23 protein-coding genes and 1 tRNA gene are annotated in these 20,619 nt (G+C 67.7%); 13 read left to right on the top strand and 11 right to left on the bottom strand.

The features are described from left to right. The first annotated feature begins 1 nt into the window (after position 1). From dnaQ to ACZ50Q_RS25130, 3 genes are all read left to right on the top strand, one after another. The gene (gene dnaQ / locus ACZ50Q_RS25140; RefSeq protein WP_464079860.1) at positions 2-727 is read left to right on the top strand and encodes a DNA polymerase III subunit epsilon; all 726 of its coding nucleotides are present in this window, start codon (positions 2-4) and stop codon (positions 725-727) included. 60 nt (positions 728-787) lie between these two features. Next, positions 788-862, top strand: a tRNA-Val gene (locus ACZ50Q_RS25135). Positions 863-1,146: 284 nt separating this feature from the next. Then, positions 1,147-1,314, top strand: a complete 168-nt coding sequence (locus ACZ50Q_RS25130; protein ID WP_464079859.1) for a hypothetical protein — start codon at positions 1,147-1,149, stop codon at positions 1,312-1,314. A 25-nt stretch (positions 1,315-1,339) separates the two neighbouring features. On the opposite strand, the gene ACZ50Q_RS25125 is transcribed toward ACZ50Q_RS25130, so the two are convergent. The 5 genes from ACZ50Q_RS25125 to ACZ50Q_RS25105 all read right to left on the bottom strand — a co-directional run bounded on the left by ACZ50Q_RS25125 (position 1,340) and on the right by ACZ50Q_RS25105 (position 5,503). Beyond that, a complete protein-coding gene (locus ACZ50Q_RS25125; RefSeq protein WP_464079858.1) occupies positions 1,340-1,822 on the bottom strand; it encodes a YaiI/YqxD family protein in 483 nt (160 codons plus the stop codon). 5 nt (positions 1,823-1,827) lie between these two features. Beyond that, positions 1,828-2,094 (bottom strand): hypothetical protein, encoded by a 267-nt coding sequence (locus ACZ50Q_RS25120; RefSeq protein ID WP_076518797.1) that lies wholly within the window; start codon positions 2,092-2,094, stop codon positions 1,828-1,830. Positions 2,095-2,135: 41 nt separating this feature from the next. Further along, positions 2,136-3,632, bottom strand: coding sequence for a TAXI family TRAP transporter solute-binding subunit (locus ACZ50Q_RS25115; RefSeq protein ID WP_464079857.1), 1,497 nt, complete (start codon positions 3,630-3,632; stop codon positions 2,136-2,138). A gap of 2 nt (positions 3,633-3,634) precedes the next feature. Further along, positions 3,635-4,843 (bottom strand): sodium/glutamate symporter, encoded by a 1,209-nt coding sequence (gene gltS / locus ACZ50Q_RS25110; RefSeq protein WP_464079856.1) that lies wholly within the window; start codon positions 4,841-4,843, stop codon positions 3,635-3,637. A gap of 141 nt (positions 4,844-4,984) precedes the next feature. After that, positions 4,985-5,503, bottom strand: coding sequence for a GNAT family N-acetyltransferase (locus ACZ50Q_RS25105; RefSeq protein WP_464082037.1), 519 nt, complete (start codon positions 5,501-5,503; stop codon positions 4,985-4,987). A gap of 219 nt (positions 5,504-5,722) precedes the next feature. On the opposite strand from ACZ50Q_RS25105, the gene ACZ50Q_RS25100 reads away from it, so the two are divergent. Together ACZ50Q_RS25100 and ACZ50Q_RS25095 are read left to right on the top strand one after the other, a co-directional pair. Further along, positions 5,723-6,769, top strand: a complete 1,047-nt coding sequence (locus ACZ50Q_RS25100) for a glycosyltransferase family 2 protein (protein ID WP_092579640.1) — start codon at positions 5,723-5,725, stop codon at positions 6,767-6,769. Positions 6,770-6,771: 2 nt separating this feature from the next. Continuing rightward, positions 6,772-8,355: an ArnT family glycosyltransferase gene (locus ACZ50Q_RS25095; protein WP_464079855.1), complete on the top strand. Its 1,584-nt coding sequence runs from the start codon at positions 6,772-6,774 to the stop codon at positions 8,353-8,355. Here ACZ50Q_RS25095 and ACZ50Q_RS25090 read toward each other — a convergent pair. Then, a complete protein-coding gene (locus ACZ50Q_RS25090) occupies positions 8,315-8,710 on the bottom strand; it encodes a GtrA family protein (protein WP_076518803.1) in 396 nt (131 codons plus the stop codon). The two genes, ACZ50Q_RS25095 and ACZ50Q_RS25090, sit on opposite strands and share 41 nt — an antisense overlap. A gap of 36 nt (positions 8,711-8,746) precedes the next feature. Here ACZ50Q_RS25090 and ACZ50Q_RS25085 point away from each other — a divergent pair, with 36 nt between their 5' ends. Next, positions 8,747-9,577: a ChbG/HpnK family deacetylase gene (locus tag ACZ50Q_RS25085; protein WP_464079854.1), complete on the top strand. Its 831-nt coding sequence runs from the start codon at positions 8,747-8,749 to the stop codon at positions 9,575-9,577. Between the two features lie 9 nt (positions 9,578-9,586). Here ACZ50Q_RS25085 and ACZ50Q_RS25080 read toward each other — a convergent pair whose 3' ends face one another. Further along, positions 9,587-10,450 carry a LysR family transcriptional regulator gene (locus tag ACZ50Q_RS25080; protein WP_076518805.1) on the bottom strand — a complete coding sequence of 288 codons (864 nt, stop codon included), beginning with the start codon at positions 10,448-10,450 and terminating at the stop codon, positions 9,587-9,589. Positions 10,451-10,560: 110 nt separating this feature from the next. Between ACZ50Q_RS25080 and ACZ50Q_RS25075 the strand changes: the two genes are divergently transcribed. Further along, a complete protein-coding gene (locus tag ACZ50Q_RS25075; protein ID WP_464079853.1) occupies positions 10,561-11,022 on the top strand; it encodes a multidrug/biocide efflux PACE transporter in 462 nt (153 codons plus the stop codon). A 4-nt stretch (positions 11,023-11,026) separates the two neighbouring features. Here ACZ50Q_RS25075 and ACZ50Q_RS25070 read toward each other — a convergent pair whose 3' ends face one another. Further along, positions 11,027-11,914, bottom strand: a complete 888-nt coding sequence (locus ACZ50Q_RS25070; RefSeq protein WP_464079852.1) for an alpha/beta hydrolase — start codon at positions 11,912-11,914, stop codon at positions 11,027-11,029. Between the two features lie 116 nt (positions 11,915-12,030). Continuing rightward, complete coding sequence (locus ACZ50Q_RS25065; protein ID WP_092579627.1) at positions 12,031-12,918, bottom strand: LysR family transcriptional regulator; 888 nt, start codon at positions 12,916-12,918, stop codon at positions 12,031-12,033. Positions 12,919-13,054: 136 nt separating this feature from the next. Here ACZ50Q_RS25065 and ACZ50Q_RS25060 point away from each other — a divergent pair, with 136 nt between their 5' ends. Together ACZ50Q_RS25060 and ACZ50Q_RS25055 are read left to right on the top strand one after the other, a co-directional pair. Next, on the top strand, positions 13,055-13,459 hold the full coding sequence (locus ACZ50Q_RS25060) for a CidA/LrgA family protein (RefSeq protein WP_076518809.1): 405 nt from the start codon (positions 13,055-13,057) through the stop codon (positions 13,457-13,459). After that, on the top strand, positions 13,449-14,141 hold the full coding sequence (locus ACZ50Q_RS25055; protein ID WP_464079851.1) for an LrgB family protein: 693 nt from the start codon (positions 13,449-13,451) through the stop codon (positions 14,139-14,141). The genes ACZ50Q_RS25060 and ACZ50Q_RS25055 overlap by 11 nt, the downstream gene beginning before the upstream one ends. An 8-nt stretch (positions 14,142-14,149) precedes the next feature. Here ACZ50Q_RS25055 and ACZ50Q_RS25050 read toward each other — a convergent pair whose 3' ends face one another. Together ACZ50Q_RS25050 and ACZ50Q_RS25045 are read right to left on the bottom strand one after the other, a co-directional pair. Next, the gene (locus ACZ50Q_RS25050) at positions 14,150-14,794 is read right to left on the bottom strand and encodes a LysE family translocator (RefSeq protein ID WP_076518811.1); all 645 of its coding nucleotides are present in this window, start codon (positions 14,792-14,794) and stop codon (positions 14,150-14,152) included. After that, a complete protein-coding gene (locus ACZ50Q_RS25045; protein ID WP_464079850.1) occupies positions 14,791-15,714 on the bottom strand; it encodes a DMT family transporter in 924 nt (307 codons plus the stop codon). Before ACZ50Q_RS25045 ends, ACZ50Q_RS25050 begins: the two co-directional genes overlap by 4 nt. A gap of 186 nt (positions 15,715-15,900) precedes the next feature. On the opposite strand from ACZ50Q_RS25045, the gene ACZ50Q_RS25040 reads away from it, so the two are divergent. The 4 genes from ACZ50Q_RS25040 (at position 15,901) to fusA (ending at position 20,613) form a co-directional block, all read left to right on the top strand. Further along, complete coding sequence (locus ACZ50Q_RS25040) at positions 15,901-17,316, top strand: aminotransferase-like domain-containing protein (RefSeq protein WP_092580012.1); 1,416 nt, start codon at positions 15,901-15,903, stop codon at positions 17,314-17,316. A gap of 37 nt (positions 17,317-17,353) precedes the next feature. Beyond that, a complete protein-coding gene (locus ACZ50Q_RS25035) occupies positions 17,354-17,698 on the top strand; it encodes a protein tyrosine phosphatase family protein (protein WP_076521927.1) in 345 nt (114 codons plus the stop codon). 99 nt (positions 17,699-17,797) lie between these two features. Continuing rightward, positions 17,798-18,262: a universal stress protein gene (locus ACZ50Q_RS25030; RefSeq protein ID WP_076518813.1), complete on the top strand. Its 465-nt coding sequence runs from the start codon at positions 17,798-17,800 to the stop codon at positions 18,260-18,262. A gap of 239 nt (positions 18,263-18,501) precedes the next feature. Continuing rightward, positions 18,502-20,613, top strand: coding sequence for an elongation factor G (gene fusA, locus ACZ50Q_RS25025; protein WP_076518814.1), 2,112 nt, complete (start codon positions 18,502-18,504; stop codon positions 20,611-20,613). Positions 20,614-20,619 lie beyond the last annotated feature (6 nt).

Raw genomic sequence — 20,619 nt, 5'->3', positions numbered from 1 at the left:
TATGCGCCAGATCATCTTTGACACGGAAACCACCGGACTGGACCCTGCCCAGGGTCATCGCATCGTCGAAATCGGTTGCGTGGAGATCGTCAACCGCACGGCGACGGGCAACAACCTGCACATCTACCTGAACCCGGACCGCGACAGCGATCCCGAGGCGCTGGCGGTGCACGGCCTGACCACCGAATTCCTGTCGGACAAGCCGCGCTTTGCCGAGATCGCCGACGAATTCGTCACCTTCATCCAGGGCGCCGAACTGATCGCGCACAACGCCGCGTTCGACGTCAAGTTCTTCAACGCCGAGCTCGCGAAGATCGGCCGCGGCCCGATCACCGATTTCTGCGAAACCGTCACCGATTCGCTGCTGCACGCGCGCTCGCTGTTCCCCGGCAAGCGCAATTCGCTGGACGCGCTGTGCGACCGCTTCGGCATTTCGAACGCGCACCGCACGCTGCACGGCGCATTGCTCGACTCCCAGCTTCTGGCGGAAGTCTGGCTGGCGATGACGCGGGGCCAGGACGCGCTGCTGATCGACGTGGACGACAACGCCGGCGCCAGCAGCGGCGGCGTGGTGCTGGCCAGGTTCGACGCGTCCGGCCTGCCGGTGCTGCAGGCCAGCGCCGAAGAACTGGCCGAGCACGACGCCTATCTCGCCGCCCTGGACAAGGCCGTGAGCGGCGAGTGCGTGTGGCGCAAGCTCGAAGCGCCCGTGGCCGCGCCTGCTTGAAGTTTTTAAGGGGCGGCTTGCACGCGTATAAAAATCCGTGCTATTATTTCGCCTCTTTCGGGGTGGTTAGCTCAGTGGTAGAGCACTGCCTTCACACGGCAGGGGTCACTGGTTCGAACCCAGTACTACCCACCAAAGACCTTCCAAGGCTATCTGGCCTTTGAAGCGCCCCAGAGAAGCAATGCCCGTATCGCACAAAGATTTATCGCGGCGCCGACATTGTTTTTTGGGCAGTAAGCAAAAAGCCAACCTTCATCGGTTGGCTTTTTTGTTTTTGATTCATTACTCTTTCCCTGATCTGCCGCAAACCGGCGCTATCCGGTTGCGCCAAACCTGTTCGACGCCTGTCTATCATCAGTAAAGCGGCAATCGGTCGCCAAGATCGGTCGCCAAGATTGACCGCATAACAGGAGAACGCCATGAGTCCGCATGCCAATACCATGCTCATCATCATCGTCACCGGCGTGGCGCTCATGTTGATCGGCTTCGGGTTCCGGGATCGCAATCTTGGCATGACCCTGATGGGTTTGGGTCTGGTCACCGCGATCGGCGCGATCCTGTACAAGGCGTACATCACCTTTTACTGACCGCGGCGGCGGCGGGCTTTGCGCGTTATTGCGGCGGCTGCGTCCGTTGCTGCGCCTGCTGCCGGGCAACCCGCGCCAGCAGGGTGTCGAGCTGGTTCGCAAACGCCTTGCGGTCGGCCTGGCTGAAGGTTGCCGGGCCGCCCGTGTCCACGCCGCTGGCGCGCAGTTCTTCCATCATGTCCCGCAGCGCCAGCCGTTCCCGGATGGTTTCCGGCGAATAGCGTTCACCGCGCGGGTTGAGCGCCATCGCGCCTTTTTCCAGCACCTGTGCGGCCAGCGGGATGTCGCCGGTGATGACCAGATGGCCTTCCTGCACGCGCTCCGCGATGTGCGCGTCCGCCACGTCGAAGCCGCGCGGCACCTGCACGGCCCGGATCAGCGGCGACGGCGGCGTGTAGAGCGCCTGGTTGGCCACCAGCGTCAAAGGCACCTGCCAGCGCTGCGCGGCGCGGTACAGGATGTCCTTGATGACGGCGGGGCAGGCGTCCGCGTCGACCCAGATATGCATCGCGCTTACGCGCCCAGCGCCGTCTGCAGCGCCTCGGCCACGATGTCGTTGGTGGATACGCCGCGCTCGGCTGCGGCGGCGCGCAGCTTGTCGGCCTGCGCCTGGGACAGTTTCAGCGGAAACGGCACCAGGCCGGCGGCCTGGTCGAGCTTGCGCTGTTCGCGGCGGTCGGGCGCCTGCGAAGCGGCGCCAAAGCGGTCCGGCGTGGCGGCCTGCTTGAGCTGGCCGGCCAGCTTGAGGGCCTGGTTCTTTTGGAGGTCGAATTTGTTCATCGGAATTCCTGAAATGGAGCGCCATCATAAGCGCAACGGCCTCATTGCGGCTTGGCGTGCTCCAGGGCGGCGATGCCTTCCTCGGCGCCGTCGTGCAGGGGCACGCTCAGGCCGAGCCGGGCGGTGGCCACGGACACCTGCGATCCCTGGGTCGAGCCGGCCGCCAGCAGGTCCTGCCCGGCCTGGTACACGGCGCGCACCACCACCAGCGCTTCGTCGCGCGTCAGGTCAGTGGTGGTCAGCATCAGCGCGGCCATGCCCACGGTGGGAATGCCTTCCGGCTGGTTGGGATACGTGCCCGCCGCGATGTCCAGCGGCATCAGCACGCTGTCGCCGGATGTCAGGGTCTTGATGGCGCCCCGGTCCAGGGGCAGCAGCTTGAGTTGCGCCGGAATCAGCGCGTCCCGCAGCGGCGTGGCCGGCACGCCGATCACCTGGGCGGCGGCGTCCACCGCGCCGGAGCGCAGGAGCGGCAGGGCCGCGATGAACGGGGTGTCCGACACCTGATAATCGCGGCCGGCCTGCAGTCCGTGCGCGGCCAGCACGGTTTCCAGGGTGGCCCGCACCGCCGAGCCCTCCGGACCCAGCGCGATCGTCTTGCCCTTCAGGTCCGCCACGCCGCGCAGCGCCGGGTCGTCACGCACGACGATGTGGACCATTTCCGGATACAGGCTGCCCAGCGCGCGCAGGCTGGTGAACGGGCCTTGCCCCGCGAACGGGCCCTTGCCCTCGTAAGCCATCCGGGCCGTGTCGGCCTGCGCCAGTCCCACCACGGCGTCGCCGCTGCGCAGCAGCGCGATGTTGTCGGCGCCGCCGCCGGTGATCAGGGGCGACACGCGAATCTGGCGCGCGCGCGCCACCTCGCTCAGGGCGCGGGCAAAGGCCAGGTATTCGCCGCGGTCCGGGCCGCCGGCCAGGGGATAGCCTTGCTGCAACCGGGCCAGCCGGCCGTTGATGCGGGCCACCGAGCGCTCCAGTTCCTGCTGCACCACGTGTTGCGCGGTGCTGGACGCGCTGTAGGTCACCGAATGCGTGATCTGGTCCAGCGTGTCCAGGAGCTGGCGCGTCACCGGGGGCGGCGCGCCCGTGTCCAGCGAGGGCGCTTCGGCGGCCTTGAACCCGGCAGGCGTCACAAGCCGCCAGTCGCCTTCTTCTTTGCGGTAAATGGCGCTGGCGTGGGCGACGATGCGATCGCCGGCCTGGTTGCCGCCGGATTTCACGCCGCTGATGCTGCGGGGGCCGGCGCCCAGCAGCGTCACCAGCGAGGCCGCGCCAGGCTGGTCCCACGCGCCCAGCGAGACATCGCGCGCAAGCTCCAGTTCGACGTCGAAATAGACCACGCGCCGGGTTTCGCCGGCCGGCGCGGTGCTGTCGGATGCCGACCCCATGCGCCGGAGGTCGGCGATGCGGAACAGGCCCTGCCCATAGGTGGCGTCCAGGCTGCGCTCGACGTCGGCGCGCAGCGCGTCTGCGTCCGGCGCGCGGCTGCAGGCGGCAAGCAGCACGCACAGCAGGGCGATCAGCAGTCTCTTGAACATGGCTAAATCCCTCCCACGAAAGGCAAGGAGATCAGCGTGCTCAGGATGATCACGTTCAGGATGTCGATCAGGAACGCGCCGGTGACCGGGACCACGATGAAGGCTTCGGGGGCGGGACCGTGGCGGCGCGTCAGCGCCTGCATGTTGGCGATGGCGGTGGCGGTCGCGCCCAGCGCGAAGCCGCAGAACGCCGCGGACATGATCGCGGCCTCGTAGTCGCGCTTGAGCATCCGGAACACGACCCAGGCGGCGTACAGCGCGCAGAACAGCGTCTGCACCACCAGCATCAACGCCAGCGGACCGGCCAGGCGGGCGACGCTTGAAAGGTCCAGCGTCATCATCGTCATGCCCAGGAACAGCGACAGCGAGATCGTGCCGATGATGTCGGTGGCGCGGTCGTCCAGCCGGATGCCGACGAGCGGCCCGGCGTTGCGGATCACCACGCCCGTGGCCAGGCACCACAGGAAATTGGGCAGGCTGACCGGAGCGTCTTCCACCAGGGCAGCCAGGAAGCCGCCCACCACCAGGCAGACGAAGGCCGCGGTCAGGGACAGGATGAACGTCCCGGGCGTGGGCGGCGTTTGCGCCTCGTCCTGGTCGACGGCCTGTTGCCCTTCGGCCGCCTTCTGATCCAGGCCGCCCGACACCTTGTGCCGGCGCATGATCCATTCCGCGACCGGTCCGCCGACGACGCCGCCCAGCACCAATCCCAGCGTGGCGGCCGTCATGGCCAGCGGCATCACGTCCTGGATGTTGTTGAAGTCGGCAAAGCGCGTCGCGTAGGCCGCGCCGGTGCCATGGCCGCCCACCAGCGTGATCGTGCCGCCCAGGAGGCCCATGAGCGGATGCATGTCCAGGAGCCATGCCATGCCCAGCCCCACCGCATTCTGCAGCACCAGGAAAGGGATCAGCGCCAGCAGGAAGGCGATGAGCCGGGGGCCGCCCTTGGCCAGCAGCTTGAGGTTGGCCGTCAGGCCGATGCACCCGAAGAACAGCAGCAGCAGCGTGGGTTTGATGCTGGTCTCGAGCGAGACGGCAAGGCCGCCCCAGGTCGACAGCAGGTAGGCCAGCACCGCAAACAGCAGGCCCCCCACGATGGGATCGGGGATGCTGTAGCGACCCAGGATGCCGATCCGCGTGGTCATGACCCGTCCGACGACGAGCACCAGGCAGCAGGCGAGGAAAGATTGGACGGGCGAAAGGGAGATCATACGAACCTTCGCGCCCCGTCGGGGCGCAGCAAGTCAGGCTATCCAAACCATTTGCTGCCGCATCGCTCGCGGACTGTGAACCTATCTTACGACCAGCCAAGCCCCGCTGTACACGGGAAAGGCGCGACGCCTGTTGTCGCGCTACGCGCCGGCGCGCGCCAAGGGAAAGGCGCGTGACATGTAACTGGCGCCCGGTCCGTAGCCGGCCAGCTTGCCAGCCAGCCCGGCGGCGCCGGCCGTAACCGGCGCATAGCCATGGCGCAGCCAATAGCCCGTTGCGCCGGGCAGCGACACCAGGCTCGCGCGCGCCAGGCCGCGCTGCATCGCCCGATCGGCGGCCGTGCGCACCAGCGCCTGGCCCACGCCCAGGCCTTGCGCCGCCGGCACGACCGCGCAGTCATGCAGGAACCAATGATCGGCCTGCGCCGGCAGCGAAGCCAGCGGTTCGTCCAGGGCAGGCGGCAGTCCGGCGTCCCAGGGATAGGAAATCAGATAGCCCAGCAAGCCGCCGGACGTATTCGCCCCGTCCGGCCGGGCGACCCAGCAATAGTGCGGCGCGAGGGCGAGGCGGTTCAGGAAGAAGTCCGCGCCTTCCAGCAGGAAGCGCGGATAGGCGAGGGTCTGGGCCTGGAGGATGGCGTCGACGTCGCTGGCCAGCATGGGACGGACTTGGTATTGCATGACGATCCGAAGACAGGAAACAGAAAACAGAAAACAGAAGACAGAAGACAGATAACAGCAATTGGCCCGCCATTTTAATGACCGGCCTTGATTACCAGCCTTGATGACCGGCCCGGCAATCGCATTTCATGAAAATTCGACGAGGCCCTGCGCATACTGCATCGCATCCCGCAGCGCATTTCGTGTTTTCAGAGTCTCATGCATATCCAGTTCCGGTCCGACCCGCCAGCGCCGCAGGTGCTGGCCAAATCGTTGCCCTTGAGATCGGTATGGCCGCCGCAGGCGGCCGACGTTCCGTACGACACCCGCGTCACCTGCGTGATCCCCTGCCTGAACGAGTGCGAGAACCTGCGCGTGCTGCTGCCGCTGCTGCGCAATCGGCTGAGCGCGCTGTGCACCAGTTGGGAAATCATCGTCGCCGACGACGGCAGCACGGACGGCACGGAGGCGTTGATGGCCGAGTGGACCGAGCACGACGGGTTCCGCCATGTGCAGCTATCGCGCAATTTCGGCAAGGAGGCCGCGCTGAGCGCCGGCCTGCAAGCGGCCAGCGGCCAAGTGGTGATCTGCCTGGACGCCGACCTGCAGCATCCGCCGGCCCTGATCGAACAGATGCTGGCGCGCTGGGCGGCCGGCGCCGAAATGGTTTACGCCGTGCGCCAGGACCGCGCCGATGAATCCTGGCTCAAGCGCTCGGGCGCGCGCTGGTTCTATACGCTGCTCAGCAACGCGCGCGGCGTGCAGGTGCCGCCGCATGCCGGGGACTTCAGGCTGATGGACCGGGGCGTGGTCGACGCGCTGATCGCGCTGCCCGAACGCACCCGCTTCATGAAGGGCTTGTACGCCTGGGTGGGCTTCAAGGGCGAGGCGCTGCCGTACACCCCGGATGCGCGCATGCATGGGACCAGCCAGTTCAGCCGGCTGCGCCTCTTCCGGCTGGCGCTGGACGGCCTGACCGCGTTCACGACGTGGCCGCTGCGCATGGTCAGCCTGGTCGGCGTCGCGTTCGCCGTGCTGGCGCTGGCCTATGCGGCGTTTCTCGTGGGCGATTATCTGATGTCGGGCAATGCGGTCTCCGGGTGGACGACCATCGTCACGGCGGTGCTTTTCTTTGCGGGCGTCAACCTGATTTCCCTGGGCGTGGTGGGCGAATACGTGGCGCGCATCTTCGACGAGGTCAAGGGCCGGCCGTTGTTCGTGGTGCGGCGAAGCCGCGGCCGCCCCGCAGGCAAGGCGCAGGGCTGAACATGGCGGATCTCATCAAGCCGGCGCGCTCCGAATGGGCCCCGCCGGCGGGCCGGCTCTTGCTGGCCGCCGGGTTCTGGCTGGCGTGGCTGGCTTGGCTGCGCCCGTTGACGCTGCCCGACGAAGGCCGCTATGCCGGCGTGGCCTGGGACATGCTGCGCAGCGGCTCGCACGCGGTGCCGCTCCTGGACGGCATGCCGTACTTCCATAAGCCGCCGCTCTATTACTGGCTGACCGAATTGTCGTTTTCGGTGTTCGGGGTGCATGCGTGGGCGGCCCGGGTGCCGTCGCTGCTGGCCGCCTGGGGGGGCGCCTGCGGGCTGTATGTCTTCGTGCGGCGCCATCGCGGCGCGGCCACCGCCAGCCTGACGCTGCTCATCCTTTGCACCCTGCCGTTCTTCTACGGCGGCGCGCAATTCGCCAATCTGGACATGCTGGTCGCGGGACTCATCACGCTATGCGTGCTGGCGGCGGTGGAGGCCGCGCTGCGGGCCGGACGCGGCGAGCCCCAGCGGGGGATGGCCATGGCCGCCGCCGCGCTTGCCGCGCTGGCGGTGCTGGCCAAAGGGCTGATCGGCCTGGTGCTGCCGGGCGCCATCCTGCTGGTCTGGCTGGCCTGGGAAAGGCGCTGGCGCGGCCTGGCGGCGCTGGTCCGGCCGTCGGCGCTGCTGACGTTCCTGGCGATCGTGGCGCCGTGGTTCGTGCTGATGCAGATCCGGTATCCCGGCTTCTATGACTATTTCTTCGTCTACCAGCACTTCCAGCGCTTTGCCGCCGGCGGCTTCAACAATGCCCAGGCGTGGTGGTTTTATCTGCCGGTGCTGGCTGGACTGAGCCTGCCGTGGTCCCTGTGGGCGGGCGGCATGTTTCGCCGCGCGTTCTGGGCCGAGGGGCCGGCGCGCGCCCTGCGGCGGCTGGCGGCCGTCTGGTTCGGGGTGGTGGTGCTGTTTTTCTCGATGCCGCATTCCAAGCTGATCGGCTACGTGCTGCCCGCGCTGGCGCCGCTGGCGTATCTGCTGGCGGAAGTCATCCTGGCGGCGGGACGCGGCCAAGATGACGCGCAGACGCCGCGGCTGGCGCGCCTGAGCGCGGGCGTCGCCGGCGCAATCTGCGTCATCGCCGTCGCCGTGGCCGCCAACCATGGACGCGGCAGCGCCGCGCCGCTGGCGCAGGTTGTGCGCGAACAGGCCAGGCCGCAGGACACCTTCGTGTCGCTGCACGCGTATCCGTTCGACCTGGCGCTGTACACGCGCGCGCCCCGGCCCACCTGGGTGGTGGACGACTGGCTCAATCCCGAAGTGCCCGTGCGCGACAACTGGCGCAAGGAACTGTACGACGCCGCGAAGTTCGATCCGGTCACCGGCGAAGAGGTGCTGGTCAGCGCCGCGCAATTCTATGCCCGGCTGTGCGCCGCGCCAGAGGGCGCGCGGTTCTGGATCTGGGGCAATCATGCGGATGGCGAGGTCTACGCGCCGCTGCAGGGCGTCAAGCCCGTGGTCGCGAGCGTGCGGCACGCGATGTGGCGCGTGGAAGCGGACGCGGCGCTCAGGCGGCGGGTCTGTGCCGGAACGCCCACAGCCGGCTAGCGACGAAGGTCGCGAACGCCAGGCCGATCAGGATCAGGGCGAGCAGCGTGTCGTAGGGCAGCGTGGTGGCATGCAGCAGCCAGGCGTAGGCGGATTCGTTGATCGCAAAGCCGATGGCTGAAATCAGAAAGAAACGACGGGCCGCGACGGTCCAGGGTATGGGCGAATGTCGAAACGTGAGCCGGTAGTGGCCGCCGAAGGACACGGCGAAGGCGATCAGCCAGCCGATCAGGTTGGCCGCCAGCGGCGGGGCGCCGAAAGCTTCGACGCAGCCCACGGCAACGCCCCAGTGCGTTGCCGCCGCCGCGCAGCCGACGGCAATGAACAGGCTGATCTGCCGGATGAGGGCGCGCATGAGGGATGGGTCGGACAGGAAACGAAAGGGGCGTCGATGAGCAAACGCGTCGTGGTGTGCGGTGACGATTTTGGCATGAATGCCGACGTCGATGCGGGCATGATCGCGCTGGCCGGCATGCGGCGCATCAGCGCCGTGAGCTGCCTGACTTTGGGCCCCACGTTCGCGGCCAATGCGCCGAGGCTGGCGGCGCTGGACGTGGACATCGGCCTGCATGTGAATTTTTCGGAAACCTTGGACCCGCACGGCGACGCCATGCCCGCGCTGGGCGCGCTGATCCTGAAGGCCTACGCGGGGCTGCTCGACACGGCCTGGATCGACGCGCAGCTTGCGCGGCAGATGGATGCCTTCGAAGCCGCATTCGGCCGCGCGCCGGATTATGTCGACGGGCATCAGCACGTGCATCAGCTTCCCGGCATCCGCGGGCGCATCCTGGACCTCCTTGCGCGGCGCTACGGGACGCGCACGCCCTGGCTGCGCCAGACCGCGCCCGGCATGCTGTGCGGCATTCCGCTGAAAGAATCGCTCAAGGCGCGCGTGATCGGCGCGCTGGGGGCGCGCGCGCTGGCGCGCGAGGCCCGTTCGAGCGGCGTGCGAACCAACCGCCGCCTGCTGGGCGTCTATGCGTTCGGTGGCGGTCGGCGGCGCTTTGCGCATCTGCTGCAGACCTGGCTGTTCAACGCGCGCGACGGCGATCTCGTGATGTGCCATCCCGCGCAGGGCGACGGGCCCGGCGATGCGCTGGCCCGCCAGCGGCGCGCCGAGTTCGAGGTGCTGTCCAGCCCCAGGCTGGGTGAGTGGCTGACGGCCAATGGCGTGCGCATCACGCGCCTGGCGTCGGCCGCGCGCGGACTCCGCGCGGATTGAGGCGGCCGGCTATGGCTGCGTGAGACTTTGCAGCAGCCATGCGCCCGCCGGCCCGAGCGCGCGGCGCGTGGACCATACCGCGTCGACGTGGATGTGGCGCGGCCATCCGGGCGCCTTCAGCTCCACGAGCTGATCGCCGCCGAATCGCTGGATCATCCAGCGCGGCAATTCCGTCCAGCCAAAGCCCAGGCTGGCCATTTCCAGCAGCATCAGGTAGCCGGGCGCCGACCACGTGGAACGCGCCGGCGTCGCTTCTTTGTCATCAAGCTCAAAGGTGCTCAGGCGCAGTTCGCGTGCGGCCTTCAGGTGGTCGGCCGTGACGGATGCCAGTTGGGCGAGGGGATGGGACCGCCCCACGCAGAGGACGATCTCGGACCCCTCGGCCAGACAGGCGTGCGCCACGTCCGGCGGATAGCTTTCCTGCGCCGCCATCAGGCCCACGTGCGCGCGGCCCTGCTGCACCAGCGCCACGACGTCCTCGTATTCGGCGATCAGGCATTCGAAGCGCAGCGACGGATAGCGCGCATCGATCTGGCTGAGCATGGCTTCGAAGGTGCTCGACTGGAACGTGTCGGACAGCACGACCGTGAGCCGGGGCTCCAGCCCCTCGGCCAACTGGCTGGCGCTGCGGTTCAGGCGATCGTTCGCGGCCAGCACCTGCATCGCCTGCCCGAGCAGCACCTTGCCGGCCGGGGTGAGCGCGGGCTGGCGCTGGCTGCGGTCGAACAGCGCCACGTTCAGGTCCACCTCCAGGTTGGCGATGGTCTCGCTGATGGTCGACTGGCTTTTGCCCAGCTTGCGGGCGGCGGCCGAGAACGAGCCTTCGGCGGCCACCTGGGCGAAGGCGGCCAGGGATTCGAGGGAATGGCGCACGGGATGTCCGGTCGGAGTTGTATCGGTTTTTCCGATGAATAGCATCTTTATCGTAACGGAAGTGTCGCAGACAATGCCGTCATTCCGTAGCAACCGACCGCAGGTGGGTCATGACGCAAGCCAAGAAAACCCTCAAGGAACGCTTTCTCCACGCCTTTCTGTTTGAAATCATCGCCATCGGCCTGTGCGCCCCGGTGGCGGCCTGGGCGATGGGCAAGTCCCTGTTTGAAATGGGCGTGCTCACCGCCGTGATCGCCTGGATCGCCCTGGTCTGGAACATGATCTACAACGCCGGCTTCGACCGGATCGAGAACCGCCTGGGCTGGAAGCGCACCTTGCGCGTCCGCGTGGTGCATGCGTTCGGTTTCGAGTCCGGCCTGATCCTGATCGTGATCCCGCTGGCGGCGTGGTGGCTGGGCATCAGCCTGTGGGAAGCCTTTGTGCTGGACATCGCGCTGGTGCTGTTCTACCTGCCCTACGCGTTTTTCTACAACCTTGCGTATGACCGCGCCCGGCCCCGGGTGATCGGATGGCTGGCGCGCCGCGACGACGCCGCGGCCGCCCGGGCATGAAAACCTAGCCCTTCTTGCGCTGGTACGCCTGGCTGGCGTCCCGCATGAAGGTCTTGACGGCGGTTTCGTATTGCGTGCCGCTCCGGAAGGCGCCCGAGTGCGAGGCGCCTTCGATCTTGACCAGCCGTTTCAGGTCCGGCGCCACGTTGCGGGCGGCGGCAAAGAGCTCGTCGCTCATGGTGTGGGGCACCACGCGGTCGGCGGTGCCGTGCATGAACAGCATGGGCGTGTGCAGTTGCGCCAGCTTGTCCACCGAGGCGAACGGCTGGGTCACCAGCAGGCTGGCGCCGGGCACCTTGCCCCAGCGCAGCGTCGCCAGCATCGCACCGATGCTGGTAAAGCTGGACTCGACGATCAGCCCCGCGAAATCCGGCTGTTCCGGGCGCGAGGCCAGGTCGATCGCAATCGCGCCGCCCAGGCTGTGTCCGTACACGAAGCGGCGCTCGGGATCGGGCTGCAGCCGCGCCAGCTCCTTCAGCCCTGCCATGGCGTCTTCGAGCGCGCTTTCTTCGGAGGGCAGCCGCGGCGAGGACGCACCGAAGCCGCGATAGTCGATGGCCAGCATCGAATAGCCCATGCGGCTCCAGCCATCGATGCGAAAGGCGCTGCCGTTCAGGTTCCAGCGTGCGCCGTGCAGGTACAGCACGGTGGGCGCACCCGCCTTCGGACTTTGCAGATACCACGCGCGCACCTTGTCGCCGTTGTCCAGCGTCAGGTCGTACACCTGCGTGCCGGCGGCGGGCTCGCGCCACCAGGTCTGCGGTTCGGATTGCGGGGAAAAGATGGTCTGGCGCTGCCAGGAGTCCAGTTGCGTGCAGCCCACGACGCTGCCGGTGGCGAGCAGGGCGGCGACGAACAGTCGGCGGGCGGAAAATCGGGGCAGGGCGGGCATGAATGGTCTGACCCTGGAAGTCAGGCTGGGTTCCGGCATCAGCATAACTCGGCGCGGCCGGCGAAGGGGCGGCCGACGGGGTGCGGCCTGCCAGGTGCGGCGTGCGTGCCTCGTCCCTACGCCGCCGCGGGGTGGACCTCGCGCGTCAGCGCCAGCCACGCCTGGGCGGCGTGCGACAGGTAGCCCCCGCGCCGCCACACCAGCACCATTTCCCAATCCGTCCCCGCGTCGCGCAACGGCACGCGGGCCACCCCGGCGTGCTGCGCCTCGTTGGCCGTGATGCGCGGCAGGAACGCCACGCCGAGCCCGGCGGCCACCAGCGCCACGATGAAATCGATCTGGCCGCTGCGCGCCGCGATGGCGGGGGAGAAGCCCGCGCGGTGGCATGCATCCTGGATGATGCGGTTCAGGGCGAAGCCCGTTTCGAACAGGACGAAGGGCGATTCACGCAGGTCGTGCAACTGCACGGATTGCGCCCGCGCGAGCGGGTGGTCGGACGGCATCAGCGCCACCAGCGGTTCGCGCGCCACGGGCTGCCAGTCGACGTTGTCGGGCACGGGCTGCAGCGACGCCGCCAGTTCGATGTCGCCCGCCATCACCATCTCTTCCAGCCGGCGGCTGCCATGTTCCACGAGGCTGATCTCGATGCGCGGATAGCGGCTGCGAAAGCGCGCGAACATCGGCGCGAACAAGGAACTGCTGCCCAGCGGCGGCAGGCCCAGCCGCAGCACGCCCCGCTTCAGGCCCTTCAGGTCGTCCAGTTCCGCATGCAGGTCGTCGCGTTCGGCCAACATGGTCAGCGCGCGCCGGTACACGATCTCGCCGGCGGCCGTCAGCCGCGGGGGCTGCGCCTGGCGGTCCAGCAGGGGCATGCCGAGCTCGTCCTCCAGTTGGCGCACCGCCTTGCTGACCGTGGGCTGCGTGGCATGGATGACGTTGGCCGCCTGGGTAAAGCCGCCCTGGCGGACGACTTCGACCAGGGCTCGCAGGGTGCGCAGTTCCATGGGTATGCCAATGTGGAATGGGGTGGATTCTTCGAATTCATTTTATCTATGGCATGGGCGGGCGTAAAACGTATTACGCAAACCGCAAACACAAAACCCGGCGCCAGGCGCTGGACCCCGTTCTGTCCCATGTCCCATGTCCCATTTCCGCCCCACCGTCCGCCTGCGCAGCGCCCTGCGCCGCAGCCGCCTGCTGCAGATCGCGCTGATCGTCCTTTTTTCCCTGCTGGGCCAGGCCCTGGCAGCGGCCAGCGGCCTGCCCGTGCCCGGCGGCGTCGTCGGCATGGCGCTGGTGCTGCTATTGCTGGCCACGCGCCGGCTGCGCGTGCGCAATGTCCAGCGCGGCGCGAGCTGGCTGCTGGGCGAAATGCTGCTGTTCTTCGTGCCCGCGGTGATGTCGCTGCTGGACCACCGCGAATTCCTGGGCGTGCTCGGCCTGAAACTGCTGGCTGTCATTCTGCTGGGCACCGCGCTCGTCATGGCAGGCACGGCGCTGACCATCGACCTGTGCTATCGCTGGATGCATCGCCATGTCGGCTGAGTTCAATCTGCTGTTCTGGCCGGCGGCCACGGTCGCGGCCTACGTGTGCGCGCGCCTTTTCTACCGTCGCCATGCCTACTGGTGGACCTCCACCCTGGTCGTCGCGCCCGCGCTCCTGCTGGCGCTGGCGATCGCGCTGCATACCGGCTATCGCGACTACATGGCCGGTTCGCACTGGCTGATGGCCATGCTGGGCCCGGTCATCGTGGCGTTCGCGCTGCCGCTCTACGAGCAGCGCGCGCTGATCCGGCGCTATTGGCCGGTGCTGGCGGCGGGCGTCGCGGTGGGCAGCGGCATCGCGGGGGGCAGCGCGTGGCTCCTGGGCAGCTTATTGGACCTGCCGCCCGACCTGCGGCTCAGCCTCCTGCCGCGGTCGGTGGCCACGCCATTCGCCGTGACGGTCTCGTCCCACGTGGGCGGCGTGCCTGACCTGACCGCTGTGTTCGTCATCGTCACGGGCGTTTTCGGCGCGGCCATTGGCCAGTTCATGTGCCGCCGGCTTGCGCTGCGCTCGGCGTTGGCGCGCGGGGCGCTGTTCGGCATGGGCGCGCACGGGGCGGGCACGGCCAAGGCCCGCGAGCTGGCGGCCGAGGAGGGCGCGGTCGCGGGCCTGGTGATGGTGATGGCGGGCCTGTTCAATGTGCTGGTCACGCCGGCGGTGGTGGCCGGCCTGCTGGCCTGAACGGCCCGTCAGTGCAGCAGTTCCAGCACGACCGGATACAGCGAGGCGACCAGCAGCAAGGCCATGCCCACATTGAAGGCGCGGATCGCGGCGGGGCGATGCAGCACGCGGCGCAGCGCCGTGCCGAACGTCACCCAGATCCCGATGCTGGGCAGGTTGACGATGCCGCAGACCACGGTCGCGATCACCAGATTGGCGAAAAAGCCGTTCTGGGGCGTGTAGGTCGCCACCACGCCCACCGCCATCACCCAGGCTTTGGGATTGACCCACTGGAAGGCGGCCGCCTGCAAAAAGGTGAACGGCTTGCCGCGCGCCTCGCCCTCGTCCAGGGGGCCCGAGTTTGCGATCTTCCAGGCCAGGTAGAGCAGGTAGGCCGCGCCGGCGTACTTCAGTACGGAGTAAAGGGCGGGGGTCTGCTGGAAGACCGAGCCCAGGCCGATGCCGACCAGGAAGATCATCAGCGTGAAGCCCAGGTTCACGCCCAGCAGATGCGGCAGGCTGCGCCGGAATCCGAAGTTCAGGCCCGACGACGCCAGCATGACGTTGTTGGGGCCGGGCGTGATGGAGCTGACCAGCGCGAACAGCGCCAGGGGACCCAGCAGGGAAAGCGAGGCCAGCGGGATATCGGCCCAGTTGGCGGGGAACAGATTCATTTCGGGGTCCTTACGATGGCGCGGCGTCCGCCGGCAATAACGGCGATCACGGCCGCGGCAAACAGGTACGTGGCCGCCTCCACCGTTTCGCCAAACAGCAAGCCAGCCGCCACCACGGTGAGAAAGGGCTGCAGCAATTGCACTTGTCCCACCCGGGCGATGCCGCCGGCGGCCAGCCCGCGATACCAGGCGAAAAATCCCAGGAACATCGAGCCGAACGCGAGGTAGGCGCAGGCGGCCATCACGGACGAGCTGGGCCAGTGGGGCTGTTGCGCGGCCATCCAGGCCACCGGGCCGGCCACCAGGGGGGCGCTGATCGCCAGCGCCCAGCATATGGTGCGCCAGCCGCCCAGCGTGCGCGAGGCCCGCGCGCCTTCGGCGTAACCCAGGCCGCCCAGCACCACGGCCACGAGCAGCCACAGGTAACCCGCCGTCAGCGTGCCTTCACCTTGGCGCAGGGCATAGGCCGTGACCAGCGCGGCGCCCAAGACGGCCCAGGCCCAGAAGGCGGCCGACGGCCGTTCGCCGCTGCGCAGGGCGGCAAAGGCGGCGGTGGACAGCGGCAGCAGGCCATTGAACACCGCGCCCTGCGACGCCGGCACCGTCTGCATCGCCAGCGACGACGCCAGCGGCCAGCCGACGACGATGCCCAGGGCGGCCAGGATGACGCCCGGCCACTCCTGGCGGTTGGGCCGGCGGCTGCGGGTCAGCCACAGCAGGGCGATGGCGGGCAGGGCGGCGATCAGGGCGCGGCCCAGGCCCACCAGAAGGGGCGCCAGTTCGGCCACCGCCAGTCGCGTCATGGGCAGCGTCAGCGAAAACACCAGCACGCCCAGGAAACCGTAGCCGTATCCTTCCCATAGGGAAGACGGGACGGCGGGAGAGGCCGTGGGCGTGGGGTAAAGCGCGGGACGGGTCATGACGGCACCGGGGAAAAATGAGTGCATCGCGCCGCCCACGGTTGCGGGCGCGCGGCATTGCTGTCACTCTACGCATAGCTATCGGTACAGTACCGGTACACAATGGCATGTCACTTTAATCACTGGCCTGGTCGAAACTCCATGACAGTTGCTCCGCCTTCCTCGTCTTCCATGCCCTGGCAACCCGTGCGCCAGGCCGATGCCACGCTCGTGGCGCAACTGGCCGACGGCCTGGCCCGCCGCATCGACGAGCAGGGCCTGCGGCCGGGCACGCGCCTGCCGTCCATCCGCAAGATGGCCGAACAGTCCGGCGTCAGCCGCTTCACCGTGGTCGAGGCCTACGACCGGCTGGTGGCGCGCGGACTGGTCCAGTCGCGCCGGGGCGCGGGCTTTTTCGTGAAGGCGCGCAGCGGCCCGCTGACGGCGGTGGCCGCCGCCGCGCCCAGTACGCTAGCGCCGCCGGCCCGGGTGGACATCGCCTGGCTGCTGCGCAGCATGTTCCGCGAATCGAACGCCCCGGGCATGCCGGGCGGCGCGGGCCTGTTGCCCGCGGACTGGCTGGATCCGGACATGGTGGCGGGCGCGGTGCGCGCGGTGGGACGCTCGGTGCGCGCCAACCTCGTCAGCTACGGCAGCCCCCAGGGCTTCGCGCCGCTGCGCCAGCAGATCGCCGCAATCCTGCAGAACGAGGGCGTGCCGGCGCACCCCGAGCTCAACCTTCTTACGACCAACGGCGTCACCCACGGGCTGGACCTGATTGCGCGGCACCTGGTCAAGCCGGGCGACACCGTCCTGGTCGAGGATCCGGCCTGGTTCGTGATTTTCGGCCGGCTGGCCGCCTTTGGCGCCCGCCTGATCGGCGTGCCGCGCGGGCCGGACGGCCCCGACCTCGGCCTGCTCGAGCAACTGGCCGCGCAGCACAAACCGCGCCTCTTCATCATCAATGGCTCGGTCCACAATCCCACCGGCCACACCCTGTCGGCGGGCGCCGCCTATGGCATCCTGCGCATCGCCGAGCGGCACGATTTCATGGTGGTCGAAGACGACACATACGGCGAGCTGCATCCGGGCGGCGCCATCAAGCTGGCCGCGCTGGACCGCCTGAACCGCGTCATTTTCGTGGGCGGCTATTCCAAGATGCTGGCGGCCAGCCTGCGCGTGGGCTATGTGGCCGCCAACCCCGAACTGCTCCAGAAGCTGGCGGACCTGAAGATGCTGGCCGGCCTGACCTCACCCGAACTGGGCGAGCGCGTCGTGCACCGCGTGCTCATGGAAGGGCAGTACAGGCGCCATATCGAACGCGTGCGGCTGCGCGTCGACGACGCGCGCCAGCGCTGCATGAAGGGGCTGCAGAAACTGGGCCTGACGGTGCCGCACGAGCCGCACGCGGGCATGTTCGTCTGGGCCGATTGCGGGCGGGACTCGGAGGTGCTGGCCCGCGCCGCCGCCGACCGCGGCATGCTGCTCGCGCCCGGCACGCTGTTCTCGCCGTCGCAGGCGCCGTCCACCATGCTGCGCTTCTCGGTCTCCATCGCGGACCATCGGGGCATCTGGGCCGAACTGGAAAAACTCTTCGCGCAAAACGGGTCCTACAATCAATAATATGCAGCTGTCTCGCCAAGTCATCGAAGGAAACGTCATGTCCACACCCATCAAGCCCCTGACCCAGAACTTTGCCGTCGCTCCGCAACTGGGGCCCGACGACATGGCCGACGTGGCCGCCGCCGGCTACAAAAGCGTCATCATCAACCGCCCCGATTTCGAAGGCGGTCCGGACCAGCCCACCGCCGCCGACGTCTCGCGCGCCGCGCAGGCCGCCGGCCTGCAGATCGAATACCAGCCCGTCGTGGGCAGCGCCATGACCGCTGCCGACGTTGCGCGCTTCGCTGAACTCCTGCGCACCCTGCCGGGCCCCGTGCTGGCATACTGCCGCACTGGCACCCGCTGCACGAACCTGTTCGCGGCTGCGCAGCAGTTGGGATAAACCCGGCATTGACCCTCGTCAAGCCCGCTGGTTCGGCCTGATGTGAACCCCGCGGCTTTCCGGTAGCATAAAGATTCCTCCAAAACAGGAGCAGGCAAGATGTTCAAGAAGATCCTGATTCCCACCGACGGTTCCCCGCTCTCGGCGCAAGCCGCCAACGCAGGCATCTGCTTCGCGCGCTCGGTCGGCGCCGAAGTTGTCGGCCTCTACGTGACGCAGCCGTTCGCGGCCACGATCGGTTTTGACGGCATGGCCGCGGCCTATGCCATTACCGACGAAGACTACGAAAAGGCCTCCGCCGAGCAAGCCGACAAGTATCTCAAGCAGATCCGCGACCGCGCCGACACCGCAGGCGTCAAGGCCGATACGCGCGCCGTGTCCAATTTCAACGTCGCCGACGGCATCGTGCAGGCCGCCACCGACACCGGCTGCGACCTGATCTTCATCGGCAGCCACGGCCGCAGCGGGCTGTCGCGCCTCTTGCTGGGTAGCGTCACCGCCAAGGTGCTGTCGCTGGCCACCACCGCCGTGCTCGTGTATCGGGTCAAGGAAGAAAAGAAGTAATTTGCGCCGTCCTGGCGCGCACCGCGCGCCCTTGGCATGCGCCACAGCCCCTCGCAAGAGGGGCTTTTTCATGGGCGCGCCATCGGCCGAGACGTTTGTCCATACCTTGGTCATACCTTGGTATGCCCCGGGCAAACCCATGGACCCGCCAAACCCGCTCCGGAAGGCCGTCGCAGGCTTGTATCTTGCCGCATGGCGCGTAATATTTACGCATCTGCATCCAACCGTAGGAAGAGGCCATGACCCGCAAGACGCGCATCGATCTCTATCGCAATATCGGCATCAGCGCCCATATTGACGCCGGCAAGACGACGACCACCGAGCGCATCCTCTTCTACACCGGCATCACCCACAAGATCGGCGAAGTCCACGACGGCGCCGCGGTGATGGACTGGATGGAGCAGGAGCAGGAACGCGGCATCACCATCACGTCGGCCGCCACCACCGCCTTCTGGAAAGGCATGGCGGGCAACTACCCCGAACACCGCATCAACATCATCGACACGCCGGGCCACGTCGACTTCACCATCGAAGTCGAACGCTCCATGCGCGTGCTCGACGGCGCCGTCATGGTCTACGACGCGGTCGGCGGCGTGCAGCCGCAATCCGAGACCGTCTGGCGCCAGGCCAACAAGTACAAGGTGCCGCGCCTGGCCTTCGTCAACAAGATGGACCGCGTGGGCGCGGACTTTCTGCGCGTGCACCGCCAGATCGCCGAACGCCTGAAGGGCGACGCCGTGCCCATCCAGTTGCCGGTGGGCGCCGAAGACCATTTCGAGGGCGTGATCGACCTGGTCAAAATGAAGGCCATCATCTGGGACGAGGCCAGCCAGGGCGTGAAGTTCCAGTACGAGGACATCCCGGCGTCGATGCAGGCGCAGGCGCAGGAATGGCACGACAAGATGGTCGAGAAGGCCGCCGAGGCCAATGAAACCCTGCTGGAAAAGTACCTTTCCGGCGAACCCCTCACCGAGGCGGAAATCAAGGAAGGCCTGCGCGCCCGCACCATCGCCAACGAGATCGTGCCGATGTTGTGCGGCAGTGCCTTCAAGAACAAGGGCGTTCAGGCCATGCTGGACGCCGTCATCGACTACATGCCTTCGCCGGTGGACGTGCCCGCCATCAAGGGACACGACCCGCGCGACAACGAAATCGAGCGCCACCCGGCCGACAACGAGCCGTTCTCCGCGCTCGCCTTCAAGATCATGACGGACCCGTTCGTCGGGCAGCTCGTGTTCTTCCGCGTCTATTCCGGCGTGGTGAAGTCCGGCGACTCGGTCTACAACCCGATCAAGGAAAAGAAAGAGCGCCTGGGCCGCATCCTGCAGATGCACGCCAACGAGCGGCGCGAAATCACCGAGGTCTACGCGGGCGACATCGCCGCGGCCGTCGGCATCAAGGACGTCACCACGGGCGACACGCTGACCGATCCGTCGCACATCATCATCCTGGAACGCATGGTGTTCCCGGAACCCGTGATCTCGCAGGCGGTGGAACCCAAGACCAAGGCCGACCAGGAAAAAATGGGCATCGCGCTGGGCCGGCTGGCGCAGGAAGATCCGTCGTTCCGCGTGCGCACCGACGAAGAATCCGGCCAGACCATCATCTCGGGCATGGGCGAGTTGCACCTGGAAATCCTGGTCGACCGCATGAAGCGCGAGTTCAACGTCGAAGCCACGGTCGGCAAGCCGCAGGTGGCGTACCGCGAAACCATCCGCAAGGCCTGCAACGAGGTCGAAGGCAAGTTCGTCAAGCAGTCGGGTGGCCGTGGCCAGTACGGCCACGTGGTGCTCAAGCTGGAACCGCAGGAGCCGGGCAAGGGTTATGAATTTGTCGATGCCATCAAGGGCGGCGTGGTGCCGCGCGAATTCATCCCGGCCGTGGACAAGGGCATCCGCGAGGCGCTCAACGCCGGCGTGCTGGCGGGCTATCCGGTCGTGGACGTGAAGGCGACGCTGTTCTTCGGTTCGTATCACGACGTGGACTCGAACGAAAACGCCTTCAAGATGGCGGGCTCCATGGCATTCAAGGAGGGCATGCGCCGCGCCGATCCGGTGCTGCTCGAGCCCATGATGCAGGTCGAGGTGGAAACGCCCGAGGACTTCACCGGCAACGTCATGGGCGACCTGTCCTCGCGCCGGGGCATGGTGCAGGGCATGGAAGACATCGCGGGCGGCGGCGGCAAGGTGGTGCGCGCCGAGGTGCCGCTGGCCGAGATGTTCGGCTACTCGACGTCCCTGCGCTCGCTGACGCAGGGCCGCGCGACCTACACGATGGAGTTCAAGCACTACGCCGAAGCGCCGCGCCAGGTGGCGCAGGAAGTGATGGCGGCCCAGGGCATGGGCCGCTGATCGCGG

Source organism: Achromobacter sp. T5-5 (assembly GCF_055397965.1).
This window is presented reverse-complemented; position numbering and strand designations above follow the sequence as displayed.

Bases quoted from the DNA above. Each gene is read 5' to 3' on its own strand.
- dnaQ (WP_464079860.1), top strand. From the start codon at position 2: ATGCGCCAGATCATCTTTGACACGGAAACCACCGGACTGGACCCTGCC.
- ACZ50Q_RS25130 (WP_464079859.1), top strand. From the start codon at position 1,147: ATGAGTCCGCATGCCAATACCATGCTCATCATCATCGTCACCGGCGTG.
- ACZ50Q_RS25125 (WP_464079858.1), bottom strand. From the start codon at position 1,822: ATGCATATCTGGGTCGACGCGGACGCCTGCCCCGCCGTCATCAAGGAC.
- ACZ50Q_RS25120 (WP_076518797.1), bottom strand. From the start codon at position 2,094: ATGAACAAATTCGACCTCCAAAAGAACCAGGCCCTCAAGCTGGCCGGC.
- ACZ50Q_RS25115 (WP_464079857.1), bottom strand. From the start codon at position 3,632: ATGTTCAAGAGACTGCTGATCGCCCTGCTGTGCGTGCTGCTTGCCGCC.
- gltS (WP_464079856.1), bottom strand. From the start codon at position 4,843: ATGATCTCCCTTTCGCCCGTCCAATCTTTCCTCGCCTGCTGCCTGGTG.
- ACZ50Q_RS25105 (WP_464082037.1), bottom strand. From the start codon at position 5,503: ATGCTGGCCAGCGACGTCGACGCCATCCTCCAGGCCCAGACCCTCGCC.
- ACZ50Q_RS25100 (WP_092579640.1), top strand. From the start codon at position 5,723: ATGCATATCCAGTTCCGGTCCGACCCGCCAGCGCCGCAGGTGCTGGCC.
- ACZ50Q_RS25095 (WP_464079855.1), top strand. From the start codon at position 6,772: ATGGCGGATCTCATCAAGCCGGCGCGCTCCGAATGGGCCCCGCCGGCG.
- ACZ50Q_RS25090 (WP_076518803.1), bottom strand. From the start codon at position 8,710: ATGCGCGCCCTCATCCGGCAGATCAGCCTGTTCATTGCCGTCGGCTGC.
- ACZ50Q_RS25085 (WP_464079854.1), top strand. From the start codon at position 8,747: ATGAGCAAACGCGTCGTGGTGTGCGGTGACGATTTTGGCATGAATGCC.
- ACZ50Q_RS25075 (WP_464079853.1), top strand. From the start codon at position 10,561: ATGACGCAAGCCAAGAAAACCCTCAAGGAACGCTTTCTCCACGCCTTT.
- ACZ50Q_RS25070 (WP_464079852.1), bottom strand. From the start codon at position 11,914: ATGCCCGCCCTGCCCCGATTTTCCGCCCGCCGACTGTTCGTCGCCGCC.
- ACZ50Q_RS25065 (WP_092579627.1), bottom strand. From the start codon at position 12,918: ATGGAACTGCGCACCCTGCGAGCCCTGGTCGAAGTCGTCCGCCAGGGC.
- ACZ50Q_RS25060 (WP_076518809.1), top strand. From the start codon at position 13,055: ATGTCCCATTTCCGCCCCACCGTCCGCCTGCGCAGCGCCCTGCGCCGC.
- ACZ50Q_RS25055 (WP_464079851.1), top strand. From the start codon at position 13,449: ATGTCGGCTGAGTTCAATCTGCTGTTCTGGCCGGCGGCCACGGTCGCG.
- ACZ50Q_RS25050 (WP_076518811.1), bottom strand. From the start codon at position 14,794: ATGAATCTGTTCCCCGCCAACTGGGCCGATATCCCGCTGGCCTCGCTT.
- ACZ50Q_RS25045 (WP_464079850.1), bottom strand. From the start codon at position 15,714: ATGACCCGTCCCGCGCTTTACCCCACGCCCACGGCCTCTCCCGCCGTC.
- ACZ50Q_RS25035 (WP_076521927.1), top strand. From the start codon at position 17,354: ATGTCCACACCCATCAAGCCCCTGACCCAGAACTTTGCCGTCGCTCCG.
- ACZ50Q_RS25030 (WP_076518813.1), top strand. From the start codon at position 17,798: ATGTTCAAGAAGATCCTGATTCCCACCGACGGTTCCCCGCTCTCGGCG.
- fusA (WP_076518814.1), top strand. From the start codon at position 18,502: ATGACCCGCAAGACGCGCATCGATCTCTATCGCAATATCGGCATCAGC.